Source organism: Dyella soli (assembly GCF_054482295.1).
The window spans coordinates 1,810,977-1,835,638 of the sequence record NZ_JBTFFU010000001.1 but is presented as its reverse complement, the minus strand read 5'-3'; the positions used below and the strand labels follow the sequence as shown (position 1 = coordinate 1,835,638).

Genomic DNA, 24,662 nt, shown 5'->3' with positions numbered 1-24,662 from the left:
CCTCGACGGTTGCGTGACAAACCGTTACGTGGCCGGTGAGAGGGGCGCATGAGACTTCAAGACCATATCGATTTCACCACCCTGCAGTGGGTCAAGCCAGAGCTCGACGAGACGCTGGCATCCGCCCGCGAGGCGTTGGAGTCCTACGTCGACAACCCGGGCAACCGGGATGCCATGCGTTCCTGCGCCGACAGCCTGCACCAGGTGCAGGGCACGCTGCGCATGGTCGAGCTGTATGGCGCGGCCATGGTCACCGAGGAGATGGAGACACTCGCCATCTCGCTGCTCGAGGACCACGTCGCCGACCGCGAGGACGCCTATGCGGCCCTGATGCGCGGCCTGATGCAGCTGCCCGACTACCTCGAACGCCTGTCCGGCGGCCATCGCGACGTGCCGGTGGTCTTGCTGCCGCTGCTCAACGACCTGCGTTACAGCCGCGGCCAGCAGGCGCTGCACGAGTCGGCGCTGTTCAATCCCAATCTTGAGCTGGCGCTGCCGGCGCAGGCGCCCGTGGCCGCCCATGACGCGGCGCCCGAGCGCCAGCGCAATGAAGTGGCCACGCTGCGACTGCGCTTCCAGCAGCAGCTGCTGTCATGGTTCCGCGGACAGGACAACGGCCAGCAGCTGACCGGCATGGTGCAGACGCTGGATGCGATCACGGCGCGCTGCCACAGCGTGCCCGGGCGTCGCCTGTGGTGGATCGCCGCCGGCGTGCTCGAAGGCGTCCAGCAGGGTGCATTGCGCAACCAGGCCAGCGAAGTGCGACAGCTGATCGGCAAGGTCGATCGGAGCATCCGCCAGCTGGTCGAGCAGGGCGAAGCCAGCCTGCGCGGCGGCGACGCCGATGAACTGGCGCGCAAGCTGCTGTACGTGGTCGGCCAGGTGAAGCAGGGCAGTCCACGCATGGAGCTGCTGCGCCAGACCTATGCGCTCGACGCACTGCTGCCGGAAGCGGGCGAAGTGGAACATGCCCGTGGTTCCATGTCCGGCCACAACCGGGCCCTGCTCGATTCCGTGGCGAAGGCGCTGAAGGACGACCTGCTGCGCGTGAAGGAATCGCTGGACCTGTTCCTGCGCCAGACCGACGCCGATCCGACGCAGCTGGCCAGCCAGACCGAAGTACTCGATCGCGTGGGCGACACCCTGGGCATGCTGGCCCTGGGCGTGCCGCGCCGCGTCGTGAACGAGCAGCGCCGCGTGCTGGACGAAATCGCCAACCGCGTGCGCGCGCCTGACGAAGAGCTGCTGCTCGACGTCGCCGGTGCCCTGCTGTACGTCGAGGCGTCGCTGGACGACCACATCGAAAGCCTGGGTGCCGACGAGGAAAGCGTGCCGGAAGGCAGCGCGACGGCGATGCTCCCGCGCAGCGAGGCCCGCCACATCCTGGCGACGCTGATGCACGAGGCGACCGCCAACACCGGCAAGGTGAAGGAAGCCATCGTTGCCTACGTCGAGTCGGGCTGGCAGCCGCAGCAGCTGGCCGAGGTCGGCGGCATGATGGACGAAGTGGCCGGCGCGATGCGCATGCTGTCGGCGCCGCGCCCGGCCGAACTGGCCGAAGGCATTGGCCGCTTCGTCGGCAATGAACTGCTGGCGAGCCGCCGCGTGCCGAGCAGCGCGCAGATGGATCACCTGGCCGATGCGCTGGCCGCGCTCGAGTACTACCTCGAAGCGGCGCGCGAGCATCGCGGCGGCCTGGAGCACATCCTCGACGTCGCCGAACATAGCCTCAGCACGCTCGGCTACTGGCCGCCGCCGGCGGCACGCCCGGCGCCAGTGGCTACGCCGGACGAGGCACCCGAGCACGTCGCGCGGGCCGCGGACGCAGCGCTTACGGCTGCGCTGGCGAACCAGCCGGAGCTTTCCGAGACGGTCAGCCTTGCCCATGGCGAGGATCTCGCCGGCCTCATCGTCGGCCACAGCGAAACACCGGCCCCCCATGCCCACGAGCTCACGGGCATGCGGCTGGCCGACACCGAGCATGTCAGTCCGCAGGAAGCTGTCCAGGGCAGCGACGAGGACTGGATCGAGATCGAAGAGGAAATCGTCGAGCAGGTGCCGGCAGGCGGCGCATCGCACGCCGAGGCGGGCTTCCAGTCCAGCACGGCCGGCATCGACGACGACATCCGCGACATCTTCCTGGAGGAAATGCAGGAAGAGATCGACAGTCTGCATGCCGCCCGCCAGGCTTGGCTGGCCGATCCGCTGCAGCTCAACGCCATCACGCCGATCCGCCGCTCGTTCCACACGCTGAAGGGTTCCGGACGCCTGGTCGGCGCCACCTTGCTGGGCGAGTTCGCCTGGAAGGTGGAGAACATGCTCAACCGCGTGCTGGACCAGTCGATCCCGCCGCACGAAGGCGTGCAGGCACTGGTCAGCGCGGCAGTCGATGCGCTGCCGCAGCTGCGTTCCTCCCTGATGGGCGAGAGTGCACTGACCGCGCCGCTCGGCGCCATCATGGACACCGCCGAGCGGCTGTCCGCCGGCCAGGAAGACGCCCGCATCGCGGACATCGCGCCCGCCGCGATGGAAACCGTGCGTCGCATCGTGCGTCGTCGCGTACCGCGGTCCGAAGCCGCCGCGGCCGGCATTCCGTCGGCGAGCCTGGCCAACATCGAAACCACGCCGGCGGCACCCGCGGCGCCTGCCAGCGACATCATCGAAGCACCGGTGATGCCGCCGATCGACCCGGTGCTGCTGGAAATCCTGCGCAGCGAAGTGGCGCAGTACCTGCAGACCATTCGCACCACGATCAACCGGGTGGACGGCGAACTGCGCGTCGACGACGGCCTGCTGCGCGCCGTGCATACGCTGCATGGCGCCATTGCCATGGTCGACATTCCGCTGCTGACCCAGCTGCTGTCGCCGCTGGAGAGCCTGCTCAAGCGCCTGCGCGCGGCGAACCAGCCGCTGTCGGAAGAGGGCGTGCACCTGCTGAGCCAGAGCGCGGATGCGGTCGATCACGTGATGGGGCAGTTTGACGCGCCGTCGCCGCAGCTGCCGGACATCTCGGCGCTGATCCAGCGCCTGGCCGAGCTGCGCGACAGCCAGCCGGAACCGCAGGTGGCCCACGTGCTGTTCGAGCCGCATGCGGACGATCTCGCCGAATCGATCGTGCCGGCCAACGACGCCGAGCAGGAGAGCATCCTGGCGGCCTCGCTCGATGCGGCACTTTCCGATGCTTCCGGCCACGCGGCCCGGAGCGCGGTCGACACCGTGGCGCCGGCGACCTCGTCCGATAGCTATGCCGACGAACTGATGGCCGCCCTGGGCGAGTTCGATCTCGACGCCCACCTGCCATCGGCCGAACATGCGCCGCTGTCTACCGAAGCCACCGGCGAAGCCGCTGCCAGCGGCGCCGACGAGGACGATTTTGCAGCCGCCTTTGCCGACTTGCTGGACGACGACGTGGTGGGGCTGGATCAGCCGACGCACGACGTCGTTGCCAGCAATATCGGCGATGCCATCGCGCTTGATTTCGAACTGGACGATGCCGCCCTGACCGAGTCCGTCGACGAGGCGATTGACGAGATCGCTGCAGTCGATGCCGCGCCGGCCACCCATGACGAGCCTGTCGTCGAGGAGCCCGTCGAGGCGCCCGTCGCCTTGGTTGAAAGCGTGCAGCATGCCGTCGGGGAAGTTGCCGACGAGCCGCAGGCAGTCGAGGCGGCGACGCCCGAAGTGCTCGACGGTCCCGACGTGCTGTCGCCCAGCGAGATCGATCCGGACTTGCTGGAAATCTTCATCGAAGAGGCACGCGAACTGCTCGACCATTCCGACGGCGTGCTCGCCCAGTGGCGTGCCGAGCCGTCGGCGATCGAGTGCGTGGCCGAACTGCAGCGCGACCTGCATACCCTCAAGGGCGGCGCGCGCATTGCCGGGCTGGTGCCAGTCGGCGACCTGACCCACGCCATCGAAACCGCGCTGGAGCGTCCGCTGCAGCCCGAGTCGGCGCACATCGGCGAACTCATTGCCGCGCTGGAGGCTGGCTTCGACCAGTTGCACGGCATCGTGCAGCGCGTCTCGCAGGGCCATTCGGTTGCCTATCCGCGCGCCATGATCGAACGCTTCGTGGCCATGGCCGGCGAATCGGGCGGTGTGACGCAGGCGGCGCCGGCGTCGGCGACGATTGTGCCGTTCCCGGAACGCTTGAAGCTGCCCGAGCTGTTGCCGGAAGAACGCGAAGAAAGCACCAGTGCGCCGCAGGAACAGATCCGCGTCCGCGCCGAACTGCTCGACACGCTGGTCAATCATGCGGGCGAGGTGGCGATCTACCGTTCGCGCCTCGAGCAGCAGGTGGCCGGCTATCGCTTCAACCTGGTCGAACTCGACCAGACCGTGCAGCGACTGCGCAGCCAGCTGCGCATGCTGGAAATCGAAACGGAAGCGCAGATCATCGCGCGCTTCCAGCGCGAGCACCGCGAAGCAGGCATGGCGGTGTTCGACCCGCTCGAGCTCGACCGCTTCTCCCAGCTGCAGCAGTACTCGCGCGCACTGGCCGAGTCGGTATCCGACCTTGTGTCCATCCAGGGCATGCTGGACGAACTGACCCGCCAGGCCGAGACGCTGCTGATCCAGCAGTCGCGCGTGAGCTCGGAACTGCAGGACGGCCTGCTGCGCACGCGCATGCTGCCGTTCGACACCATGGTGCCCAACCTCCGCCGCACCCTGCGCCAGGCGGCGCAGGAAGAAGGCAAGAGCGCCCAGCTGTACGTGGAGGGTGCCCACGGCGAAATGGATCGCAACCTGCTCGACCGCATCAAGGCGCCGTTCGAGCACATGCTGCGCAATGCCGTCGCCCACGGCATCGAGTCGCCGGCCGAACGTCGCAAGGCGGGCAAGCCGGCCGAAGGTGCCGTGCGCATCCGCGTGGCCCGCGAAGCCACCGAAGTGGTGGTGCGCGTGACCGACGACGGCCGGGGCCTCGACCGCGAGGCAATCCGCAAGCGCGGCATCGAGCGCGGCCTGATCCGCGCCGACGCCAGGATCAGCGATGACCAGGTGCTCGCGCTCATCACCCAGCCCGGCTTCTCCACCGCCAGCGCGGTGACGCAGCTCGCTGGCCGCGGCGTGGGCATGGACGTGGTCGCCAACGAGATCAAGCTGCTCGGTGGCGCCCTCTCGATCGAGTCGAAGGGCGGCGAAGGCACCACCTTCGTGCTGCGACTGCCGTTCACGCTGGCGGTGACCCAGGCCATCCTGGTCCGCATCGGTGAAGCCACGTTTGCCATCCCGATGACCTCGGTGCAGGGCGTGGCGCGCATCAGTCCGGACGAACTCGCCCAGCGCCTGGCCCAGCCCGAGCCGACGTTCTCCTATGGCGGTGAGGAATACGACATCCACGAATTGTCCGAGTTGCTCGGCATCGTGGGTGGCCACGGTGGCGACGAAGAGCAACTGCCGCTGCTGCTGACGCGTGCGGGTGACCTGCGCGCCGCGATCCGCATCGACGGCGTGATCGGTTCGCGCGAGATCGTGGTGAAGTCGGTGGGCCCGCAGATCAGTTCGGTGCCGGGCATCCTCGGCGCCACGATCATGGGCGATGGCTCGGTGCTGATCATTCTCGACCTCGCGCCGCTGGTTCGTTATGGCATGACGCGTCGCCTGCAACGCCTGGAAGAGGGCCTCAGTGCCGCCATTCCGGTGGTGGTGGAAGAGGTGCGCGTCCGACCGCTGGTGATGGTGGTCGACGACTCGATCACCATGCGCAAGGTCACCGGCCGCGTGCTGGAGCGCCACGAGTACGAAGTCACCACGGCGAAGGACGGTATCGACGCCATCGAGAAGCTGCACGAGCGCGTGCCGGACCTGATGCTGCTGGACATCGAGATGCCGCGCATGGACGGCTACGAACTGGCGACGCACATGAAGGCCGACCCACGCCTGCGCGACGTGCCGATCATCATGATCACCTCGCGTACCGGCGACAAACACCGCCAGCGTGCGTTCGACATCGGCGTGGACCGTTACCTCGGCAAGCCGTACCAGGAGGCCGAGCTGCTGGTGCAGATCGGTGAAGTGCTCGAGCAGCGTGCCATGGAGTCGCTCAATGACTGAATCGGCCACCGCGGTTGCACTCCTGTTCGACGACCAGGAGTTGGTTGGCCAATTGCGTGACGCGCTGCGCGAGCGCGGCGCGCGGATCGTGCACGAAGGCGCACTCTCGACGTTCAGCCGCGAAATGCTGATCGGCACGGGCGCCGAAGTAGTGGTGGTTAACCTCGACGAAGATGCCGACGAGGATCTCGACCGCCTGCATGACGTGATCGAAGGCGACCGGCCGCGCGTCGTGTTCAACGACGCCCAGGCCAGCCGACGCCTCGATGGCTGGGATCGCGCGCGCTGGGCGCGCCACCTGGCCGTGAAGGTCATGGCCCAGGGTGACCTCGATCCGCCGCGCCCGCAGGACGCACCGCAGGTCCCGGTCGTCGAGGAAGCGGAGCTTGCGGCGACGCCGGTGGAAGCGGTCGACGCCGTCGCCATTGCGCCGGCCGTGACGCCTGACGTGGCTATCGCGTTCGAGCCGGTGACCGGGCACGACCCGCTGCCGCTGGAAGGCACCGAAGCCGTGGCCGAATCCGAATCGCTCGCGGCCGAACTGGAGGCCTTGCTGGCGGCCGACGAGCCGCTTGCGGCGGAAGACGACTTCGGCACGGGCCTCAAGTTTGCTGCCGAAGACGAACTGCCGCCGCTGCACGACGGACACTTCGACGTCGACGCGCTGATGACGCAGGGCCCTGCGCCGGTCGAACCGGCCGGGCAGGACTCGATGGTCGTCGCCATGCCGTCGTTCCAGCTCGACCACCTGGCGCTGGCGCCGCTGGATGAATCCTTCATGCCGGCCGCTGCCGCGTCGGTCGAGGCGCCCGAACTCGTGCGCGCGCCCAGCTTCAGCGGCGCGTCGAGCTGGGCGCTGGTGGAAGACGACGAGGTGCCCGTGGCAACGGCCGAGCGCGCGATGCCGTTCAACATCGAAAAGCTCAGCGCAGCCGAATTTCTCGCGCCCGACGGCGGCGACGCCGCGGATTCCGCCATCGAGCCGGGCATGAGCCTCGAGCTGGTGTCGATCGAAGAAGCCATTGCGCCGGTGATCAGCGAGGGCAGCCACGAAATGCTGCTGGACGACCTCGACGTCGCGATCGGCCGCATCCTCGTGCTCGGCGCCGCCGCGGACAGCACTGACGCCGTGTGCGCATTCCTGTCGCGCCTGCCGGGCAATCTGCGCATGACCGTGCTGCACGTCCAGCATCTGGGCGGCAAGCCGGTCGATGCCCTGGCCGAAAAGCTGGCGCAGCACAGCGCCTTGCCGGTCCAGGTAGCGGCAGCGGGCGTCCGAGCGCGCGCCGGCGAAGTGCTGGTCGTGCCCGAACACTTGCAGGCACGGGTCTATCGCGATGGTCGCGTCGACCTGCGTCCGCTGGACGGCGAGGACATGCAGAGCCTGCCGATCGATGCCAGTTTCACCATGGCTGCCAACGTGTTCGGTCGCAGCGCGCAGGCCATCGTGTTTGCCGGCCACGCCAACGATGCCGTGGGCGGCTGCCAGGCCATCCATGACAGGGGTGGCCAGGTGTGGGTCGAGGCGTCTATGGACGGGCATTTCGCCGATATGGTGAGCGGCATCGAAGCCGAGCGCCTGAGCAGTTATTCCGGCACGCCAGCCGAGCTGGCGGCGCGCCTGGTCGAGGAGATGTCTATGGAGGGCCGGCGATGAGCGAACTACCGCTACCCCGTGAAATCCGCTGCGTGCTGGTGCCAGTCGGCAGCCTGCGCCTGCTGCTGCCCAATGCCACCGTGGCCGAAGTCATCACGCTGCCGACGCCCGAGCCGGTCGAAGGTGCGCCGTCGTGGCTGCTCGGCCGCATCGCGTGGCGTGGCTGGCGCGTGCCGCTGTTGTCGTTCAGCACCCTTGCCGGTGCGGGCGAAGGCGACGGCGAGCAGGCCGTGCGCGTGGCCGTGCTCAAGGCACTGAGCGGGCATGCCGAGTTGCCGTTCGTGGCCGTGATCACGCAGGGTTTCCCGCGCCTGACCACGCTCAACGCCGAACTGATCATCCCCACGCACGATGGCTCACCGTTGCCGCCGGGCGTGAAGGCGCAGGTGCTGGTCCGCGACGACGTCGCGGTCATCCCGGACCTGGAAGGCATCGAGGCCGAACTGGTCGAACTGCTCGAACTGGCCGGCTGAAGCGGCACTGCCCGGCGGCTAGACGTCGCCGTGCAGGGCCTGCAGGGCCGCCAGGGCCGCCAGCCCGGCGGTTTCCGTGCGCAGGATGCGGGGGCCGAGCCGAAGTCCGCTGAAACCCGCTTCGGTGAGCGCGGCCACGTCGCGCTGGCCCAGTCCGCCTTCGGGACCCACCACCAGCATGCCGCCAGCCGGGCCGAAGCGAAGCTCGCCCGGCCGCTGCGATCCTTCGGGCAGCAGCGCCAGGCGCACCGAGCCGTCATCCGGCAGCGCCCGCAGCCAGGCGTCGAGCGAGACCGCCGGGGTCACTTCCGGCACGCGGGCCCGGCCGCTCTGCTCGCAGGCGCTGGCGGCAACGGCACGCCAGTGGGCCAGTCGCTTTTCGGAGCGACCGGCATCCAGCTTCACCTCGGAGCGCTCGGTGAGCAGCGGCACGATGCGCGCCACGCCAAGCTCGGTTGCCTTTTGCACGATCAGGTCCATCTTCTCGCCGCGGGCCACGCCCTGCGCAAGGGTCAGCGGCAGCGGCGACTCGTTGTCGACCGCTTGCGACGACTGCACCTGCACCGTCACCTCGCGCTTGCCGACGGCCTGGATCACGGCCGGATAGTCGAAGCCGTCGCCGTTGAACAGCGTGATGCCGTCGCCCGCCACCAGCCGCAGGACCCGCACCACGTGCTCGCCGGCCTGGGCAGGCAGGCCCAGCTCGAGGCCGGCGGCAAGCGGTTGGTCGACATGTATGCGGATCGTGCGCATGAAGCGTTCTAGTCGGCAAAGAAGCGAGCATAACGTGACGTGCCGTGCGTCGTCCCGCTGCGACTTGCGGGGCGAAAGCTGAATGGGCGGGAGATCGCCCTGCACAGGCAATTGCCTGCCGGACGTCACAGGCGCAGCATGCAAGCAGGCCCGATCCTGTCCCCGGAGGCGGAGACCATGAACAAACCCAGCCAACCCATCCTTCTGGCCGTGCTCGTCGCCTTCGGCATGACGACGGCCGCCATCGCGCAGGATGCCACCCAGCCAGCCGCCGACAGCGCGCACATGCACGCCTTGCCGGAGGGCCAGGTCAGTCCCTACGCGCCCGCCAAAGTGGCCCAGCAGCCCTTGCCCAAGCCGGGTGACCGCAGCTGCCTGCAGACCACGGGCAGCCTGATTCCGGCCAAGCCGGGCACGTGCCTGCCGGTCCATGGCAACAGCTACACCCAGGACGACATCAAGCGCACCGGCGAGCCCAACACGGCCCGGGCACTGCAGATGCTCGACCCGAGCATCACCGTGCGCGGCGGGCACTGAAGCGGTCCGCCGCCGTGCCGTGACGGGTCAACCCGCCACGGCCTGCTCGATGCCGGCCACGGCCACGTCGACCAGCTGGTCGATCTGTTCCGTCGTCACGACGTAGGGTGGCATCAGATAGCTGATGTCGCCCAGCGGGCGCAGCAGCGCACCGTGCGCGAGCCCATGCAGATACACGCGCAGGCCACGCCGCTCGGACGGCGGGAACGGGCGCCGGCTGGCCTTGTCGGCCACCAGCTCGACCGCGGCGATCATCCCCGTCTGGCGCACGTCCGCCACGTGCGGGTGGTCCTTCAGCGGGGCCAGTCTGGCCGCCATGTGTGCCGCGAGGTCGCGGTTGCGCGCGAGCACCGGTTCCTCGCGAAAGATGGCCAGCGTCTCGAGCGCCACGCGGCAGGCCAGCGGGTTGCCGGTGTAGCTGTGTGAATGCAGGAACGCCTTGCCGGCGCTGTACTCGGAGTAGAACGCCTCGTACACCCGGGTGGTCGTCAGCACCGCGGACAACGGCAGGAAGCCGCCGGTGAGCCCTTTTGACAGGCACATGAAATCCGGCGACACGCCCGCCTGCTCGCAGGCGAACATCGTGCCGGTGCGGCCGAAACCCACCGCGATTTCATCGGCGATGAAGTGCACCTGGAATTCGTCGCACAACTGGCGCAGGCCGGCCAGGTAATCGGGGTGGTACATGCGCATGCCACCGGCGCATTGCACCAGCGGCTCGACGATGACTGCACACACTTCGTGGGCGTGCCGCTCCAGCAACTGCCGCAGCTCGCCCAGGCGGCGGCGTGCCACCTCGGCGGCGCTCTCGCCAGGCTCGGCTTCGTAGGTGTCGGGTGAGGGCGCCAGGATCGGCGTGAGCAGCAGCGGGGCATAGGTCTTGCGATAAAGCGCCACGTCGCTCACCGACAGCGCACCCAGGGTTTCGCCGTGGTAGCTGCCGGTGAGCGCGATGAAGCGCGTCTTTTCGCCGTGTCCCTGGTTGAGCCAGTAATGGAAGCTCATCTTCAGCGCGACTTCGACCGCGGCCGAGCCGTTGTCGGCATAGAACACCCGTTCCATGCCGGGCGGTGCAACGCGCACCAGTTCTTCGGCCAGCGCCACCGCCGGCTCGTGGGTAAAGCCGGCGAAGATCACGTGCTCGAGCGTGCGGGCCTGCTCGGCGAGTGCCGCCGCAATGCGCGGATTGGCATGCCCGAACAGATTGGTCCACCACGAGCTGATGCCATCGAGATAGCGGCGCCCGTCAGTGCCGATCAGCCAGGCGCCTTCGCCGCGCGCAATGGGCACCATCGGCACCGTCAGGTGGTCGTGCATCTGCGTGCAGGGATGCCAGAGATGGCTCAGGTCGCGACGCACCAGGGCGTCGGCAGCGGGGAACGTGTTCATCCGGCTATGATCGGCGTTTCTGGCGTATACGCTCAAGTCTTGAACCCCAGGGAGCCGGTTTGAAGCATTGGCGCACTGCACTGGTCGGCCTGCTGGCCCTGCTGCTGACTGGTTTTGCCCTGTTGTGGTTTCTGCCCGCGAGCTGGGCGATGCCGCTGCTGGCGCCACGCTTGAACGGTGTGCGCCTGAGCGATGTCAGCGGCTCGCTGTGGGACGGTGCGGCAGGGCAGGTGCTCTCCGCCAGGAACGAAAACCTCGGCCGCGTGAACTGGCAGCTGTCGCGGTTGGCCCTGCTGGGCGAGCAACGACTGCGCGTGGACATGCATGGCCCCCGGCTCGACTTCACCGGCAGCATGGAAGGTGGCAGCGCCACGGAGGCCGTGTGGACGGACGTCCAGATGCGTGCCGACCTTGGCCTGTTCGGCGCGGCTGCCAGCCTGCCCGGCGGGCAGGCTCGCGGCACGCTGGCGATGACGGCCGGGCACGTGCGCCTGAGTGGCGGCTGGCCGCTGGAGATGGATGCGAGCATCACCTGGCAGCCAGCGGCGATGCGCGTGCCGCGGCTGGGCGAGCTACCGCTCGGCACGCTGTTGTTGACCCTGCATTCGAGCAAGGGTGTGGTCGAAGGCACGCTGCACGACGACGGCAGCGGTCCGCTGCAGGTCGCCGGGCGGTTGCAGCTGAGCCCGCTGGGCCGACGGTTCACGGCCGAGGCGAAACCGCGCGAACCGAATGCGGGCTTGCAACGCTGGCTGTCCGGCCTGGGTACCACGGACGCCCGCGGTGTCACGCACATCAACTACAGCGGCGGCCTGGCCGCCGCCCTACCCGAGGGAAAGCGATGAGCGAACTGAACCTGCCTCACGCGCTGCAGGCGGCACGCGATGCGGCGCAGGCCGCTGCCGAGGTGTTGCGGCACTACTGGAAGCGCGGCGTCGACATCGAGCTGAAGAGTGACGACACGCCCGTCACGGTGGCCGATCGCGAAGCCGAGCTGGCCATCCGGCGGGTACTGCAGAAGGCGCTGCCCGAAGCCTCCGTCTATGGCGAGGAGTTCGGGCGCGAAGAAGGCAACCATGAGCTGCTGTGGCTGGTCGATCCGCTGGATGGCACCAAGAGCTTCGTGCGCCGCACGCCGTTCTTCTCCACCCAGATCGCACTGATGCAGCGCGGCGAGTTGGTGCTAGGCGTCTCCAGTGCCCCGGTCTATGGCGAGACGATGTGGGCCAGCGTGGGCGGCGGCAGCTGGTACGAAGGCGAATGCGTGCACGTGGCGGCCACCGACAGCCTGTCGCAGGCGTCGTTGTCCGTCGGCAATATCAAGTCGCTGACCGCCGATGCCCGCTGGGACGTGCTGGGCGCGCTCATCCGCGGGAGCAATCGCATTCGTGGCTACGGCGATTTCTGCCACTACCACCTGCTGGCGCGCGGCAGCCTGGACCTGGTGCTGGAATCGGACGTGAACATCCTCGATATCGCGGCTCTGGCGGTGATCGTGCGCGAGGCCGGTGGCGTGTTCACCGACCTGGATGGCCAGGCCTTGACGCTGGACACGCGCAGCGTGCTCGCCGGTACGCCGGCACTGCACGAAAGCGTGCTGTCACGGCTGCGTCAGGCCACGAAGGGATAGAATGCCCCGATGCGCAAGCCACCCATCATCCATTCCGCCCAGGACGTGCGTGACAGCAGTTTCCTGCATGTCGAGCGCCTCGACCTGGAGTTTTCCAACGGCGAACGCCGCATCTACGAACGGCTGAAGGGCAGTGGCCTGGGCGCCGTCATCATCGTGCCGATGCTCGATGACGAGACGGTGTTGCTGGTGCGCGAGTACGGCGCCGGCGTGGGCCGCTACGAACTGGGCCTGCCCAAGGGGCGCCTGGATCGCGACGAGACCGTGGAGCAGGGCGCCGATCGCGAACTGAAGGAAGAGATCGGCTATGGCGCGCGCAAGCTGAAAATCCTGCACAACCTGTCGTTGTCGCCGTCTTACATGACGCACATGGCGCACGTGGTGCTGGCGCAGGACCTCTACCCCGAGCGCCTTGAAGGCGACGAGCCGGAGGAACTCGAGGTGGTGCCCTGGAAGATGGCCGAGCTGCACACGCTGATTGCGCGCGATGAAGTCACTGAGGGGCGATCCATCGCGGCCTTGTTCATGGCGCGCGAATACCTTGCCGGACGGTTTCTTCCCACATGAGCAACGCTCCTTTTTCCACGCTGCTGCAACAGGTCGCCACGATTGCCCGCGATGCCGGTGCAGCCATCCTTGAGGTGTACGGCGACGACTTCGAAGTGCAGCGCAAGGACGATCATTCGCCGCTGACCGCCGCCGACCTCGCCGCACAACAGGTGATCACGGCCGGGCTGGGGCGGCTTGACGGCGTGTTGCCGGTGATCTCCGAGGAGGCGCGCGCGGCGCCGTGGTCGCAACGGCGTGAATGGCAGCGCTACTGGCTGGTCGATCCGCTCGACGGCACGCGCGAGTTCGTCAAGCGCAACGGCGAATTCACCGTCAACATCGCGCTGATCGAACACCACCAGCCCGTGCTCGGCGTGGTGCTGGCGCCGGTGACGGGCGAGCTGTATGCCGCGGCCCGCGACCAGGGCGCCTGGATGCAGGCGAAGCAGGATGCCGCCTGGCAACGTATCGGTACCCGCGCACTGGCGCAGCCGCCGGCCGTGGCCGGCAGCCGCTCCCACGGTGGTGCCGGCACTGCCTTGCTGCTGCAGCTGATCGGTGACGACTACGAGACCAGGTCGCTGGGTTCCTCGCTGAAATTCTGCCTGTTGGCACGCGGTGACGCGGACGTCTATCTGCGCCGCGGCGCCACCAGTGAATGGGATACCGCGGCGGCGCAGAGCGTGCTGGAGGAAGCCGGCGGCGCCGTGCTCGACCTCGCCGGCGAGCCGCTGCGCTACAACCGCGGCGACTCGCTGATCAATCCGGAATTCATCGCCGTCGGCGACCTGGCCATCGACTGGAAGGCCCGCCTTGCGCTGGCTGACCTGGACGCCCCATGAGCGACGCGGTGCGGCACGGCCTCGACGACCTGCTCGCCATCATGGCGCGCCTGCGCGATCCGCAGGACGGCTGTCCGTGGGACGTGCAGCAGGACTTTGCCTCCATCGCGCCGTATACGATCGAAGAGGCCTACGAGGTCGCCGACGCGATCGACCGCCTGGACTGGCGCGACCTGCGCGACGAGCTGGGCGACCTGTTGCTGCAGGTCGTCTTCCACGCGCAGATGGCCAAGGAAGCCGGGCTGTTCGATTTCACCGATGTAGCCCACGCGATCAGCGACAAGATGGTGCGACGCCATCCGCATGTGTTCGGTGCCGAGCGTTACGACGATCTGGACGCGCAGAAGCAGGCGTGGGAAGACATCAAGACGGCCGAACGCGCCGCGCGGGGCGAAAGCCACGACGACAGCGCACTGGCCGGCGTCTCGCGCGGCCTGCCGGAGTGGAAACGCGCCCTCAAGCTGCAGGAGCGCGCCGCGCGCGTCGGTTTCGACTGGCCGGACGAGCAGCCGGTGATCGCCAAGCTGCTGGAGGAGGTCGAGGAGGTACGCGTCGAATTCGCCGATGGCCGCGATCCGCAGCGCCTGCAGGACGAGATCGGCGACGTGCTGTTCGTGGTGGTGAACCTGGCACGACACGGCGGCGTGGACTTCTCGCAGGCATTGCGCCACGCCAACGCGAAGTTCGAACGCCGTTTCCGCCGCATGGAACAACTGGCGCGCGACCAGGGTGACGGCCTGGCGGAGCGGGACCTGGCGGGGCAGGAAGCGCTCTGGCAGCTGGCCAAGCGCATGGACGAACCGTCGAGCTGAAAAAGAGGCACGGGCTCTGGGGTTCCCGTGCCTCAGGGCAGGACGCCGCCTGTGCCGGCGGCATCGGTTCTTCTTCTGGTTATGGCTGGCTGGCGGTCGCCGCGGCGGGTTTCGCCGGCGCGTGGCGCTGTTCCCATTCGCTGCGCATCTTCTCGAATTCGGCGCGTCGCCTGGCATCGTTGGCCAGGTTCTCGTCGAGGCTCTTGCGCAGCGTCGCAATCGCCTGGTCCGGGTTGGCGGGCGCCATCTGCGCGCGGGCCAGGTGGTGGTAGACGTAGGTGCGCACGCCCGGATCCTGTGACTTGGCCAGCACCTCGTTGTAGAGGGCCGGCAGCTCCTTGGCACGACCGCTCGCCAGGTACAGGCGCTCCAGTGCGCGCAGGTCCTCGATGACCGCCGAACCCGGGCCGCCCATGTGGTGGCCGTCCATGCCGGCATGGCCCATGCCAGCACCGCGGCCGCCCATGAAGTCGTGGTCGTGGCCGCCGTCGTCGCCCGGCTGGGCAGCCTTGGCGGCAGGTGCAACCTTGGCCGGGGGCGCGGCGGGTGCGGCAGCCTGGGCCGAGGCGAAGGTTGCGGCGCCGGCCATGAGCATGGCCAGGCCGGAAGCGAGCAAGGTCTTGCGCTGCATGATGAGTGACTTCCACGATGGATGTGCTGGCAGGAACGTACCTGGGGGCCAGCGCGTTGACCGTGGCGGAAGTCATGGCGGGCAGCCTTCAACCTTTTCGCTGCCGGGCACATCCCATCAGCGTCCGTTCACCAAGGAGTCCTTCATGCGCCGTCTTCTGCTTGCCGCTCTTCTCCTCGCCCCGCTGGCTTCGCAGGCGGAGGATTGCAAATACCAGGCGCCACGCAACCTGACGCTCGACCTCAACGGCGTGCGTTCGGTGCAGGTCGACCTGCACAGCCACGACCTGCACGTGAGCGGCAGCGAAAGTGCCAAGGGTGGCCAGCTGACCGGGCGCGCCTGTGCCTCCGATCCCAAGCTGCTCGACGAGCTGACGGTGACGCAGCGACGCGAGGGGGATCGCCTGATCATCGAGGCGGGTTCCAGGGGGCGCATGGTCATCAGCATGTTCGGGCGCAGCTACGACAACCTCGAACTGGACCTGCAGCTGCCGGCACAGATGCCGGTGGTGCTCAACGTCGGCTCGGGCGATGCCTGGGCCACCGGCCTGACGAACCTCGAGGCCCAGGTGGGTTCGGGCGATGTCCACGTCAGCAGGATCAGTGGTCCGTTCTCGGCCAGCATCGGTTCGGGCGACGTGGACGTGCACGACGTCGGCACCCTGGACGTTGGTTCGGTCGGTTCGGGCGACTTCAAGGTGGATGGCGTTCGCGGCGATGCGCGCGTGGGCAGCGTCGGTTCCGGTGACGTTTCGATCGTGCGCGTCGGCGGCAACGTGCGCGTCGACACGCTGGGTTCCGGCGACCTGCGCGTGCGCGACGTGCACGGCGACTTCAGCGTGGGCGCCAAGGGTAGTGGCGACGTCAGCCACTCCGGCGTGCAGGGCAAGGTCAAGGTGCCGCGCGAAGACGACTGACGCCGGTTACGCGCCCAGCCAGCGGTACACCCAGTACACCAGCGGCGCGCACACCAGCAGGAAGGGTATCGACACCAGGTGGAACAGCCGCGCCCCGTGCGGCTGTTTCGCCAGTCGCAGCGCGATCAGGTTGGCGAGTGAGCCGATGGCCAGGCCGAAGCCGCCCACGTTCACGGCCACGGCCAGCGCCATGGCGTGCGGCGCATGACCGAGCAACAGCACGGTGGCCGGCACGTTGCTGATCACCTGCGAGGCGGCGATGCCGCTCACATAGAGCGTGAGCGGGTGGTCCAGGTCGGGGCCATCGAGCGCGTGTTGCACCATGGCCAGTTCGGCGAAGTGCCCCAGCCCGAGGAAAATTGCGGCGAAGGTCGCCAGCAACAGCCAGTCCACGCGTGCCAGCGTGCCGCGCTCCAGCAGCGCAAACGGCACCAGCAGCAGGGTTGCCCCGAGCACGGCGTGGCCGCGCTCCATCATCATCACCATGCTCAGCAGCGCCAGCATCGACAGGCCGGCCTGGGCGATCGACACCGGGTGGCCGTCGACGTCCTCGGCATGCACGTGCACCCGACCCTTGGGCATCCACAGCAGGGTCAGCGCAGCCACCATCAGGAACATCGTGGCGAATGCGGGCAGCATGGCGTGCACGAAGCGCAGGAAGGGCAGGTGGTCGTACTGCCACAGCAACAGGTTCTGCGGGTTGCCGATCGGGCTGAGCGTGGAACCGGCATTCACCGCCAGCGCCTCGAGCACGACCATGCGCATGACGGGCAGGTTGGAGATGGCGCCGATCGCCAGCGTCAGCGGCACGATCAGGAACAGGCTCACGTCATTGGTCAGCACCATCGACAGCAGGGCCGTGGTGCCGACGAGCATCAGCGCCAGCCCGCGCACCGAGTGCGCGCGTGCGATCAGGGCCGCTGCCGCGTGCTGCACCAGTCCGCTGTCGCGAATGCCCTGGATGCAGACGAGCAGGCCCAGCAGGCCCGCCAGGGTCGGCAACTGCAGCCAGCGCTGGTGATCGGCAAGCGGGCGCGGGTCGGCCACGGCCAGCACGACGGCGAGCAGCGCGAAGCACAGCAGCAGCCGCTCCTGCCTCAGGCGGCTAATCCAGGGGCGTAAGGCATTCATGCCGGCGCGGGGTGCCGGAACGGGAGGGTCATGCGATGGACTCCGGTGCGGATCGCGGCCAGTCGAGCAGATGCTCAGCTCTCCCGCAACAGACGCATGGGCGACGTGCGGCTGACCCGTCGCGTGCCGGCCAGGCCCAGCAGCATCACCACCACTGCCGCCCCGAGTGCGGACAGCACCAGTGGCAGCAAGGGCGGCACGAAGTTTTCGATGTGGAAGATCGCATGGCCTAGCCACAGTCCGGTGCCGGCCGCGCCAGCGGCGGCGGTGAGGCCGGCCACCAGTCCCAGCAAGGCGAATTCGCAGGCGGCAGCGGCGCGCAGCTGCACGCGCCGCGCGCCGAGCGTGCGCAGCAGGGCGGCTTCGTGGCGACGCTCCTGCGCGCTTGCCGCGAGCGCGGCGGCCAGCACCAGCGCCCCGGCCAGCAGGCTGAAGCCCAGCACCCAGCGCACGGCGGCGCCGACCCGGTTCACGATGTCGCGCACGCGGTCGAGCATGGCGTCCACATCGATCAGGCTGAGGTTGCTGTAGTCGCGCGACAACTGCGCCAGCGCCTCGGTGTGGCCGGCGGGGAGGTAGAAGCTGGCGATCCAGGTGTGGGGCAGGCGGCTGGCGTGGGCCGGGTCCAGCACCAGGAAGAAGTTGACCCGGAACGAACTCCAGTCGACGCGGCGGATGCTGCCCACGCGCGCCTCCAGATGCCCCTCGCCGACGTCGAAGCTCATGCGGTCGCCCACCTTCAGGCCGAACATGTCACGCCACATGGTGTCGATGGACACTTCGGCCTGCGCCGGACGGTCGCCATGCCAGCGCCCGGCAACCACTTCGTTGCTGGGCGGCAGCTCGCCGGCCCACGACAGGCGCAGCTGGCGATCGGCCCAGTCCCTGGCGCGCTCGTCCTTGAACTGCAGCCGGTCGAGCGGATGGCCGTTGATGGCGGTGAGCTTGCCGACGGCCAGCGGGAGCATGTTGAGCTTGTGGCCGTCCATGCGGGCAAGTGCCTGCGCGAAGCCGTCGCGCTGGTCGTCCTGCAGGTTCAGCACGAACCAGTTGGGCGTATCGGCGGGCAGCTCGCTGCGCCAGCCTTCCAGCAGGGCCGGGGCGACGATGGCGAGCAGCAGCAGGGCGACCAGCCCGAGGCTGAGCGCGGTCGCCTGCAGCAGGCTCATGCCCCGCCGGCGGGCCAGTGCGGCCAGCCCCAGTCGCAAGGCAGGGTGGGCGCCGGGGGCCACGCGCCGCGCGACCCACAGCAGCAGGGCGGCCAGCAGCGCCGCGACCACCGCCACGCCGAGCAGGCTCACCGCGAGGATGCCGGCCAGTTTCGCCGAGCCGCTCTGGCTCCAGATCAGCAGCAGCGCCACCAGCGCCGGCACCAGGTACAGCGCATCAAAGCGCCGCACGCGCCGCGCCGCGCTTTCGCGGAACACGGCCACCGGCGGCACCTCGGCCAGCCGCGCCAGCGGCGGCAGTGCAAAGCCGGCCAGCACGGCCAGGCCGATCAGCGCGGCCGCGGCGGCGGGGCCCAGCGGCAATACGGTGGGCACGGTGGCGAACAGCTGGCTGGCGAAATGCCAGCTCAGCTGGGCCAGCCCCAGCGCGATGAGGGAGCCAAGGATCACCGCCGGCATGGCCAGCAGGCCCAGCGTGCCGACCAGCAGGCCAAGCACGCGTCGGCGTGGCGTACCCAGGGCGCGCAGCAGGGCCACTTCATGGGTCTTGCGGCGCGCATAGCGCTGCGCGGCGAGCGCAATGGCCACGCCGGCCAGCAGGGCGGAAAGCAGCGCCGTGAGCCGCAGGAAGGCGCTGGCGCGGTCAAACGCACTGCGCATGCGTTCCTGGGTCTGCTCGGGCGTGATCAGTTCGGCGCCCTGCGGCAGCGCCCGGGCCTGTACCCAGTCGCGCCAGCCCTGCACGGCAGCGGGCTGGCCCGACACCAGCAGGCGATGGCGCGCGCGACTGCCCACGCCGAGCAGGCCCGCCTGCGCCGCGTCGCTGACGTTCATCAGGGCCCGCGGCGCCATCGCCACCAGTTCGCCGCCATCGGGCTGGCGCAGCAGCTCGCCGGCGATGCGCAGCTCGCGGCCGCCCAGTTGCACGACATCGCCCAGCCTGAGCCCGAGTGCGACCAGCGCGCGATGATCGAGATAGACCGTGCCGGCTGCGGGCCCGTTGCCGGCATGGCTGCCGCCGCGGGCGTCCCGCAGCTCCAGCGTGCCGCGCAACGGGTACGAGGCATCGGTGGCCTGCACGTCCAGCAGCTGGCTCTGGTTGTTGGCGAAGGCCACGCTGGGGAAGCTGGCGCCCTGGGTGACGTGCAGGCCGCGCTGCGCCGCCTGCGCCGCGAACGTCGGTGGCAGCGCCTGTGGCGAACTGATGCCGAGGTCGCCACCGATCAGTTCGGCCGCGCTGGCCAGCACGCCGCGCTCCATGCGCGTGGCCAGCGTGGCGACCACGCCCAGCGCGACCACGGCCAGTACCAGGGAAGCGCCGAGCGTGCGCAGCTCGGGCAGATGCCATTCACGGCGCAGGGTGCGCAGCGACAACGCCAGCAGCTTCATGCGCGCCCCCCGGTCACGGCGCCACCACCGTCGCCGGACGGGACGGCGTGATGACGCGTCCATTGTCCAGTTCCACCTGGCGGGTACAGCGCGCGGCCAGCCGGGGATCGTGCGTCACCAGCACCAGCGTGGTGCGGTGGTCGTGGTTGAGATCGAACATCAGGTCGCTGATGTGGTGGCCGGTGCGCTGGTCGAGGTTGCCGGTGGGTTCGTCGGCAAACAACAGCCGCGGGCCGTGCACGAAGGCGCGCGCGATCGCCACGCGCTGCTGCTCGCCGCCCGAGAGCTGCGCCGGGTAATGGCGCCGCCGCGGCGTCAGCCCCACCGCCGCCAGCGCCTCGCGCGCCCGTGCCCGCGCGTCGTCGCGGCCTTCCAGCTCCAGCGGGAGCATGACGTTTTCCTCGGCGGTCAGCGCAGGCAGCAAATGGAACGACTGGAACACGAAGCCCACCAGCCGCCGCCGCAGGTCCGCCCGGGCTTCCTCGTCCAGGCGCTCCAGCGCATGCCCGTCCAGCGCGATATGGCCACTGCTGGGCAGGTCCAGCCCGGCCAGCAGGCCGAGCAGGGTGGTCTTGCCCGAGCCCGAGGCGCCGACGATGGCGAAGCTCTCGCCCTCGCGTACCTGCAGCGAGACGCCGGTGAGAATATCCAGTCGCCCTTCGGGCCCCTGGACCGACTTGCTAACATCGACCGCGTCCAACAGGACGTCCCGGGATAACACGGAGGCATTACCACTCATGCGTCGTTTCCTTTGCTGGCCGGCTCTGCTGAAGCCGGCCCTGTGGGGGCTCGTGCTGTTGGGCGCCGTCGGCGCCGCCCATGCGGCCCCGCCGAAATCCGTGCTCGTGCTTGGCGACTCGCTGTCCGCCGCGCACAACATTCCGGTCGAGTCCGGCTGGGTGCATTTGCTGGGCGACCGCCTGTCGAAGATGGAGCCGGCCTGGACGGTGGTCAATGCCAGCATCAGCGGCGAAACCTCGCTGAGCGGTCGAAACCGATTGCCGGCGCTGCTGGACAAGGTCCATCCGGGGGTGCTGGTGATCGAACTGGGCGCCAATGACGGCCTGCGCGGCCTGCCGCTGGCCTCGCTCCACGACAACCTGGCCGCGATGATCGATGCCGGCCAGAAAGCCGGTGCCCGCGTGCTGCTGGTAGGCATCGAGCTGCCGGTGAACTACGGGCCGCAGTACCGGGACGGCTTGCGCGCCGTGTATGCCGGGCTGTCGCGGGAGAAAAAGACCGCCCTGGTGCCCTTCCTGCTCGAGGGCGTGGCCCTGCGGCCCGAGCTGATGCAGGAGGATGGCCTGCACCCGGTTGGCGCCGCGCAGCCGCAGGTGCTGGACAACATTTGGAAGGCGCTCGGGCCGCTGTTGCGCTAACGTGAACATGGTCACAACCCGCTGTGAATCGTGATGGCCGGATTTCACGTGGCCCTCACGATGCGGATCGTTAGCTGTTCACCTTTGTGAAGTCTGCTTCAGGAGGTAAGGATGAGCTCACGCGACGAACAATCAGGATTGATCCTGCTGGTGGAAGACAACCGCCAGATCGCTGAAATGGTCGGCGAGTTTCTCGAGCGCCGTGGCTACTCGGTCGACTACGCCGCCGATGGTGTCAGTGGCTTGCACCTGGCCGTGTCCAACAGCTACGACGTGGTCGTGCTCGACCTGATGCTGCCGGGCATGGACGGCCTTGACGTCTGCCGCAAGCTGCGCCGCGACGCCAAGAAATCCACGCCCGTGCTGATGCTCACTGCGCGCGACACGCTGGAAGACAAGCTGGTCGGCCTGGAAGCCGGCGCCGACGATTATCTGGTCAAGCCGTTCGAAGTACGTGAGCTGGAAGCACGCCTGCGCGCGCTGATCCGTCGCGACCGACGCCAGGTGTCCACCGAGATACTCACCGTGGGCGACATGACGCTCGACACCGCCACCTTGCGTCTCGTGCGCGCGGGGCAAGAGTTGACGGTCTCGCCGATCGGGCTGAAGTTGCTGGCCATCCTCATGCGCGAATCACCGCGCGTGGTGAGTCGGCGTGATATCGAGCGCGAGATCTGGGGCGACACGCTGCCCGATTCGGATACCTTGCGCTCGCATCTCTACAACCTGCGCCGGGTGATCGACAAACCGTTCGAGCGCCCGCTGTTGCATACCATCCACTCCGCCGGTTATCGCCTTGCCGATCTCGAATCCGAGGTGGCCTCCGCGTCACAGCCGGCATGACCGTGCCTGCGTGAATTGATTATGGTGAGCAGGGGCCGTTCCCAGCCTATGGGCGCGTTCCGCCGTGGCCTGTTCCACAGGCGCATGGCAATCATCTTTGGCCTGCAACTGCTGGCCATCGTGATCACGTGCCTGATGGGCATCTACAACGTCGCACCGGTGGGTGCCGTGCTCACGCTGATCGTGATCATCAGCGCGCTGGCCTGGTTTGCGGTGCGACGGCAGTGGGCGCCGGTCAGGCGGCTGGCGCGCGCGGTCAGCCATTGGGAGGAGGACCTGTCGCCCGACCTGAGCCATTGGCACCCGGACAAGTTGCCCGACCCCACCGATGCCGACGTGGCGACGCTGGCGAGCAGCCTGTACGGCTTCGCCAGCCGCATCGATGGCTACAGCCAGCGCGAGCGCAACTTCACGCGTGATGCCAGCCATGAACTGCGCAGCCCGCTCACGGTGATCAAGATGTCCGCCGACATGCTGGCCGACGACCTGTCACTGGGTGAATTCGGCCAGCGCTCCGTGCAGCGCATCAAGCGTTCGACGCGCGAAATGGAGGCGCTGGTCGAAGCGTTGCTGATCCTCGCGCGTGAATCGGACAACGGCCTCACCGAAGAAGACTTCGTGGTCAACGACGTGCTGCGGCATGAATTGCCCGACGTGCTCGAGATGCTGGAAGGGCGTCCGATAACCATCGAGCTGGAGGAGCCCGCCCGCTTCGTTCTGCACGGCTCGCCCCGGGTCTTCGCCGTGCTCTGCTGGCAGCTCATCCGCAATGCCTGCCAGCAGGCCGAAGGCGGCACGGTGGTGATCGCGGTGATGCCGGGCGTGGTGACGGTGACGCATCGTGGCGAAGCGCCGGCGCCGTCGGCCGCGAACCGGCATGGCTTCGAGCTGGCCATTGCCCAGCGCATCAGCGAGCGTTTCCACTGGCCGCTGGAGCTGCAGACGCGCGAAGACCGCAGGCACATCGCGCGGATCAAGTTTCCCGAGTCGATGCCGGCCGCTGCCTAGTCAGGGCGCGCTGGCCTCACGCGAGGAGGCGACCAGCGCGCTGCGTGCCGGTGCGGCCGTCACTGCCGCAGCGAGGCGCTCACTGCAAACGCACACCCGGTCTTCGCCTTGACGTCATCCAGCGTCACGCCGTCGTGCAGCTCGAGCAGGGTGAGGCCCTTGCCCTTCTCGACCGCGAACACGCACAGGTCGGTGATGATCAGGTCGACGCACTCCTTGCCGGTGATGGGCAGGTCGCACTGATCCTTGATCTTGGGCGAGCCGTCCTTCGCGGTGTGCTCCATCAGCACCACCACGCGCTTCACGCCACTGACCAGGTCCATGGCGCCGCCCGGACCCTTCACCATCTTGCCCGGTACCATCCAGTTGGCGAGGTCGCCGGTGCAGGACACTTCCAGGCCGCCCAGGATCGACAGGTCGATGTGGCCGCCGCGGATCATCGCGAACGATTCCGCGCTGGAGAAAAAGCTCGAGCCGGGCAGGGTGGTGATGGTCTGCTTGCCGGCGTTGATCAGGTCCGGGTCGACATGCGCGTCATCCGGAAACGGACCGATGCCGAGCAGGCCGTTCTCCGACTGCAGCGTGACGTCCATGCCCGGCGGAATGTAATTGGCCACCAGGGTCGGGATGCCGATGCCCAGGTTCACGTAGAAACCGTCCTGCAGCTCCTTCGCCGCGCGTTGCGCCATGGCGGTGCGGATCGGGCTTTCCTTGCCGGTGTTGGCGCCGGCCACGGTGCGGAACTCGATGCGCTTCTCGTACGACGGACCCTTGATGATGCGGTCGACGTAGATGCCCGGCACGTGGACATTGTTCGGATCGAGCGTGCCCACCTCGACCAGTTCTTCCACTTCGGCCACGCAAAGCTTGCCGCAGGTGGCGATCATCGGATTGAAGTTGCGCGCCGTTTCGCGGAACACCAGGTTGCCCAGGCGGTCGCCCTTCCATGCCTTGACGATCGACACGTCGGCGTGGATCGCTTCCTCCAGCACGTATTCCTTGCCGTCGAACAGTTTGGTTTCCTTGCCTTCGGCCAGCCTGGTGCCGAATGCGGTGCGCGTATAGAAGCCGGGGATGCCGGCGCCGCCCGCGCGCAGTTTCTCGGCCAGGGTGCCCTGCGGCACCAGGTGCAGCTCCAGCTCGCCTGCCAGCACCTGGCGCTCGAATTCCTTGTTCTCGCCCACGTAGGAGGCGTACACGCGCTTGACCTGGCGGGTCTTGAGCAGCGGCCCCATGCCGAAATCATCGACGCCGGCGTTGTTGCCGACGATGGTCAGACCCTTGGTGCCGGCCGCCAGCAACGCGGCGATCAGGTTCTCGGGGATGCCGCACAGGCCGAAGCCGCCGGCGGCGATGGTCATGTCGTCGAACAGCAGCCCGTCGAGAGCTTCCGCCGCGCTTGCATAAACCTTGTCCATTGCGATGCCTTCTTGCAGGGAGTGCCAGCTGCCAAGGATACGACGGAATGATGGCCGCTTATGCCTTCCGACGGTCGCA

20 protein-coding genes are annotated in these 24,662 nt (G+C 68.4%); 13 read left to right on the top strand and 7 right to left on the bottom strand.

The genetic code is table 11. The features are described from left to right. Nucleotides 1-48: 48 nt before the first annotated feature. From ACXU4B_RS08475 to ACXU4B_RS08465, 3 genes are read left to right on the top strand one after another with little or no spacing between them, the layout of a single operon-like run. The gene (locus ACXU4B_RS08475; protein WP_131409549.1) at nucleotides 49-6,057 is read left to right on the top strand and encodes an Hpt domain-containing protein; all 6,009 of its coding nucleotides are present in this window, start codon (nucleotides 49-51) and stop codon (nucleotides 6,055-6,057) included. Continuing rightward, nucleotides 6,050-7,714, top strand: a complete 1,665-nt coding sequence (locus ACXU4B_RS08470) for a chemotaxis protein CheB (protein WP_131409547.1) — start codon at nucleotides 6,050-6,052, stop codon at nucleotides 7,712-7,714. The genes ACXU4B_RS08475 and ACXU4B_RS08470 overlap by 8 nt, the downstream gene beginning before the upstream one ends. Next, nucleotides 7,711-8,187: a chemotaxis protein CheW gene (locus ACXU4B_RS08465; protein ID WP_131409545.1), complete on the top strand. Its 477-nt coding sequence runs from the start codon at nucleotides 7,711-7,713 to the stop codon at nucleotides 8,185-8,187. Before ACXU4B_RS08470 ends, ACXU4B_RS08465 begins: the two co-directional genes overlap by 4 nt. A gap of 18 nt (nucleotides 8,188-8,205) precedes the next feature. On the opposite strand, the gene ACXU4B_RS08460 is transcribed toward ACXU4B_RS08465, so the two are convergent. Then, a complete protein-coding gene (locus ACXU4B_RS08460) occupies nucleotides 8,206-8,940 on the bottom strand; it encodes a 16S rRNA (uracil(1498)-N(3))-methyltransferase (RefSeq protein WP_131409543.1) in 735 nt (244 codons plus the stop codon). Between the two features lie 177 nt (nucleotides 8,941-9,117). Between ACXU4B_RS08460 and ACXU4B_RS08455 the strand changes: the two genes are divergently transcribed. After that, nucleotides 9,118-9,477 carry a hypothetical protein gene (locus tag ACXU4B_RS08455; RefSeq protein ID WP_240734048.1) on the top strand — a complete coding sequence of 120 codons (360 nt, stop codon included), beginning with the start codon at nucleotides 9,118-9,120 and terminating at the stop codon, nucleotides 9,475-9,477. 27 nt (nucleotides 9,478-9,504) lie between these two features. Here the strand turns inward: ACXU4B_RS08455 and ACXU4B_RS08450 are convergent, their stop codons facing one another. Next, nucleotides 9,505-10,866, bottom strand: a complete 1,362-nt coding sequence (locus tag ACXU4B_RS08450; RefSeq protein WP_131409541.1) for an adenosylmethionine--8-amino-7-oxononanoate transaminase — start codon at nucleotides 10,864-10,866, stop codon at nucleotides 9,505-9,507. 59 nt (nucleotides 10,867-10,925) lie between these two features. Between ACXU4B_RS08450 and gspN the strand changes: the two genes are divergently transcribed. Genes gspN through mazG form a run of 5 tightly spaced genes read left to right on the top strand, consistent with a single transcriptional unit; the run spans nucleotide 10,926 to nucleotide 14,699 of the window. Then, on the top strand, nucleotides 10,926-11,711 hold the full coding sequence (gene gspN / locus ACXU4B_RS08445) for a type II secretion system protein N (RefSeq protein WP_131409539.1): 786 nt from the start codon (nucleotides 10,926-10,928) through the stop codon (nucleotides 11,709-11,711). Continuing rightward, complete coding sequence (locus tag ACXU4B_RS08440; protein WP_131409537.1) at nucleotides 11,708-12,496, top strand: inositol monophosphatase family protein; 789 nt, start codon at nucleotides 11,708-11,710, stop codon at nucleotides 12,494-12,496. Before gspN ends, ACXU4B_RS08440 begins: the two co-directional genes overlap by 4 nt. A 9-nt stretch (nucleotides 12,497-12,505) precedes the next feature. Continuing rightward, the gene (gene nudE, locus ACXU4B_RS08435; RefSeq protein ID WP_131409535.1) at nucleotides 12,506-13,063 is read left to right on the top strand and encodes an ADP compounds hydrolase NudE; all 558 of its coding nucleotides are present in this window, start codon (nucleotides 12,506-12,508) and stop codon (nucleotides 13,061-13,063) included. Continuing rightward, nucleotides 13,060-13,887, top strand: coding sequence for a 3'(2'),5'-bisphosphate nucleotidase CysQ (cysQ, locus tag ACXU4B_RS08430; protein WP_131409533.1), 828 nt, complete (start codon nucleotides 13,060-13,062; stop codon nucleotides 13,885-13,887). The genes nudE and cysQ overlap by 4 nt, the downstream gene beginning before the upstream one ends. Continuing rightward, nucleotides 13,884-14,699 carry a nucleoside triphosphate pyrophosphohydrolase gene (gene mazG, locus ACXU4B_RS08425; protein ID WP_131409531.1) on the top strand — a complete coding sequence of 272 codons (816 nt, stop codon included), beginning with the start codon at nucleotides 13,884-13,886 and terminating at the stop codon, nucleotides 14,697-14,699. The genes cysQ and mazG overlap by 4 nt, the downstream gene beginning before the upstream one ends. Nucleotides 14,700-14,778: 79 nt before the next feature. On the opposite strand, the gene ACXU4B_RS08420 is transcribed toward mazG, so the two are convergent. Beyond that, nucleotides 14,779-15,330: a hypothetical protein gene (locus tag ACXU4B_RS08420; protein WP_131409529.1), complete on the bottom strand. Its 552-nt coding sequence runs from the start codon at nucleotides 15,328-15,330 to the stop codon at nucleotides 14,779-14,781. A gap of 145 nt (nucleotides 15,331-15,475) precedes the next feature. On the opposite strand from ACXU4B_RS08420, the gene ACXU4B_RS08415 reads away from it, so the two are divergent. After that, complete coding sequence (locus tag ACXU4B_RS08415; RefSeq protein WP_131409527.1) at nucleotides 15,476-16,246, top strand: DUF4097 family beta strand repeat-containing protein; 771 nt, start codon at nucleotides 15,476-15,478, stop codon at nucleotides 16,244-16,246. Between the two features lie 6 nt (nucleotides 16,247-16,252). Here the strand turns inward: ACXU4B_RS08415 and ACXU4B_RS08410 are convergent, their stop codons facing one another. From ACXU4B_RS08410 to ACXU4B_RS08400, 3 genes are all read right to left on the bottom strand, one after another. Beyond that, nucleotides 16,253-17,377 carry an SLC13 family permease gene (locus tag ACXU4B_RS08410; RefSeq protein ID WP_131409525.1) on the bottom strand — a complete coding sequence of 375 codons (1,125 nt, stop codon included), beginning with the start codon at nucleotides 17,375-17,377 and terminating at the stop codon, nucleotides 16,253-16,255. A gap of 74 nt (nucleotides 17,378-17,451) precedes the next feature. Next, on the bottom strand, nucleotides 17,452-19,935 hold the full coding sequence (locus ACXU4B_RS08405; RefSeq protein ID WP_131409523.1) for an ABC transporter permease: 2,484 nt from the start codon (nucleotides 19,933-19,935) through the stop codon (nucleotides 17,452-17,454). Nucleotides 19,936-19,948: 13 nt separating this feature from the next. Continuing rightward, complete coding sequence (locus ACXU4B_RS08400; protein ID WP_131409521.1) at nucleotides 19,949-20,674, bottom strand: ABC transporter ATP-binding protein; 726 nt, start codon at nucleotides 20,672-20,674, stop codon at nucleotides 19,949-19,951. On the opposite strand from ACXU4B_RS08400, the gene ACXU4B_RS08395 reads away from it, so the two are divergent. The 3 genes from ACXU4B_RS08395 (at nucleotide 20,673) to ACXU4B_RS08385 (ending at nucleotide 23,165) form a co-directional block, all read left to right on the top strand. Continuing rightward, complete coding sequence (locus ACXU4B_RS08395) at nucleotides 20,673-21,314, top strand: arylesterase (RefSeq protein WP_131409519.1); 642 nt, start codon at nucleotides 20,673-20,675, stop codon at nucleotides 21,312-21,314. The two genes, ACXU4B_RS08400 and ACXU4B_RS08395, sit on opposite strands and share 2 nt — an antisense overlap. 111 nt (nucleotides 21,315-21,425) lie before the next feature. Then, nucleotides 21,426-22,157, top strand: a complete 732-nt coding sequence (locus ACXU4B_RS08390; RefSeq protein ID WP_131409517.1) for a response regulator transcription factor — start codon at nucleotides 21,426-21,428, stop codon at nucleotides 22,155-22,157. Between the two features lie 84 nt (nucleotides 22,158-22,241). Continuing rightward, the gene (locus tag ACXU4B_RS08385; RefSeq protein WP_338069384.1) at nucleotides 22,242-23,165 is read left to right on the top strand and encodes a sensor histidine kinase; all 924 of its coding nucleotides are present in this window, start codon (nucleotides 22,242-22,244) and stop codon (nucleotides 23,163-23,165) included. Between the two features lie 59 nt (nucleotides 23,166-23,224). On the opposite strand, the gene ACXU4B_RS08380 is transcribed toward ACXU4B_RS08385, so the two are convergent. Beyond that, complete coding sequence (locus tag ACXU4B_RS08380) at nucleotides 23,225-24,583, bottom strand: 3-oxoacid CoA-transferase (RefSeq protein WP_131409513.1); 1,359 nt, start codon at nucleotides 24,581-24,583, stop codon at nucleotides 23,225-23,227. Nucleotides 24,584-24,662 lie beyond the last annotated feature (79 nt).

Excerpts from the sequence above, each read along its gene's own strand:
- ACXU4B_RS08475 (WP_131409549.1), top strand. The coding sequence starts at position 49 with ATGAGACTTCAAGACCATATCGATTTCACCACCCTGCAGTGGGTCAAG.
- ACXU4B_RS08470 (WP_131409547.1), top strand. The coding sequence starts at position 6,050 with ATGACTGAATCGGCCACCGCGGTTGCACTCCTGTTCGACGACCAGGAG.
- ACXU4B_RS08465 (WP_131409545.1), top strand. The coding sequence starts at position 7,711 with ATGAGCGAACTACCGCTACCCCGTGAAATCCGCTGCGTGCTGGTGCCA.
- ACXU4B_RS08460 (WP_131409543.1), bottom strand. The coding sequence starts at position 8,940 with ATGCGCACGATCCGCATACATGTCGACCAACCGCTTGCCGCCGGCCTC.
- ACXU4B_RS08455 (WP_240734048.1), top strand. The coding sequence starts at position 9,118 with ATGAACAAACCCAGCCAACCCATCCTTCTGGCCGTGCTCGTCGCCTTC.
- ACXU4B_RS08450 (WP_131409541.1), bottom strand. The coding sequence starts at position 10,866 with ATGAACACGTTCCCCGCTGCCGACGCCCTGGTGCGTCGCGACCTGAGC.
- ACXU4B_RS08440 (WP_131409537.1), top strand. The coding sequence starts at position 11,708 with ATGAGCGAACTGAACCTGCCTCACGCGCTGCAGGCGGCACGCGATGCG.
- nudE (WP_131409535.1), top strand. The coding sequence starts at position 12,506 with ATGCGCAAGCCACCCATCATCCATTCCGCCCAGGACGTGCGTGACAGC.
- cysQ (WP_131409533.1), top strand. The coding sequence starts at position 13,060 with ATGAGCAACGCTCCTTTTTCCACGCTGCTGCAACAGGTCGCCACGATT.
- mazG (WP_131409531.1), top strand. The coding sequence starts at position 13,884 with ATGAGCGACGCGGTGCGGCACGGCCTCGACGACCTGCTCGCCATCATG.
- ACXU4B_RS08420 (WP_131409529.1), bottom strand. The coding sequence starts at position 15,330 with ATGCAGCGCAAGACCTTGCTCGCTTCCGGCCTGGCCATGCTCATGGCC.
- ACXU4B_RS08415 (WP_131409527.1), top strand. The coding sequence starts at position 15,476 with ATGCGCCGTCTTCTGCTTGCCGCTCTTCTCCTCGCCCCGCTGGCTTCG.
- ACXU4B_RS08410 (WP_131409525.1), bottom strand. The coding sequence starts at position 17,377 with ATGAATGCCTTACGCCCCTGGATTAGCCGCCTGAGGCAGGAGCGGCTG.
- ACXU4B_RS08405 (WP_131409523.1), bottom strand. The coding sequence starts at position 19,935 with ATGAAGCTGCTGGCGTTGTCGCTGCGCACCCTGCGCCGTGAATGGCAT.
- ACXU4B_RS08395 (WP_131409519.1), top strand. The coding sequence starts at position 20,673 with ATGCGTCGTTTCCTTTGCTGGCCGGCTCTGCTGAAGCCGGCCCTGTGG.
- ACXU4B_RS08400 (WP_131409521.1), bottom strand. The coding sequence starts at position 20,674 with ATGAGTGGTAATGCCTCCGTGTTATCCCGGGACGTCCTGTTGGACGCG.
- ACXU4B_RS08390 (WP_131409517.1), top strand. The coding sequence starts at position 21,426 with ATGAGCTCACGCGACGAACAATCAGGATTGATCCTGCTGGTGGAAGAC.
- ACXU4B_RS08385 (WP_338069384.1), top strand. The coding sequence starts at position 22,242 with ATGGCAATCATCTTTGGCCTGCAACTGCTGGCCATCGTGATCACGTGC.
- ACXU4B_RS08380 (WP_131409513.1), bottom strand. The coding sequence starts at position 24,583 with ATGGACAAGGTTTATGCAAGCGCGGCGGAAGCTCTCGACGGGCTGCTG.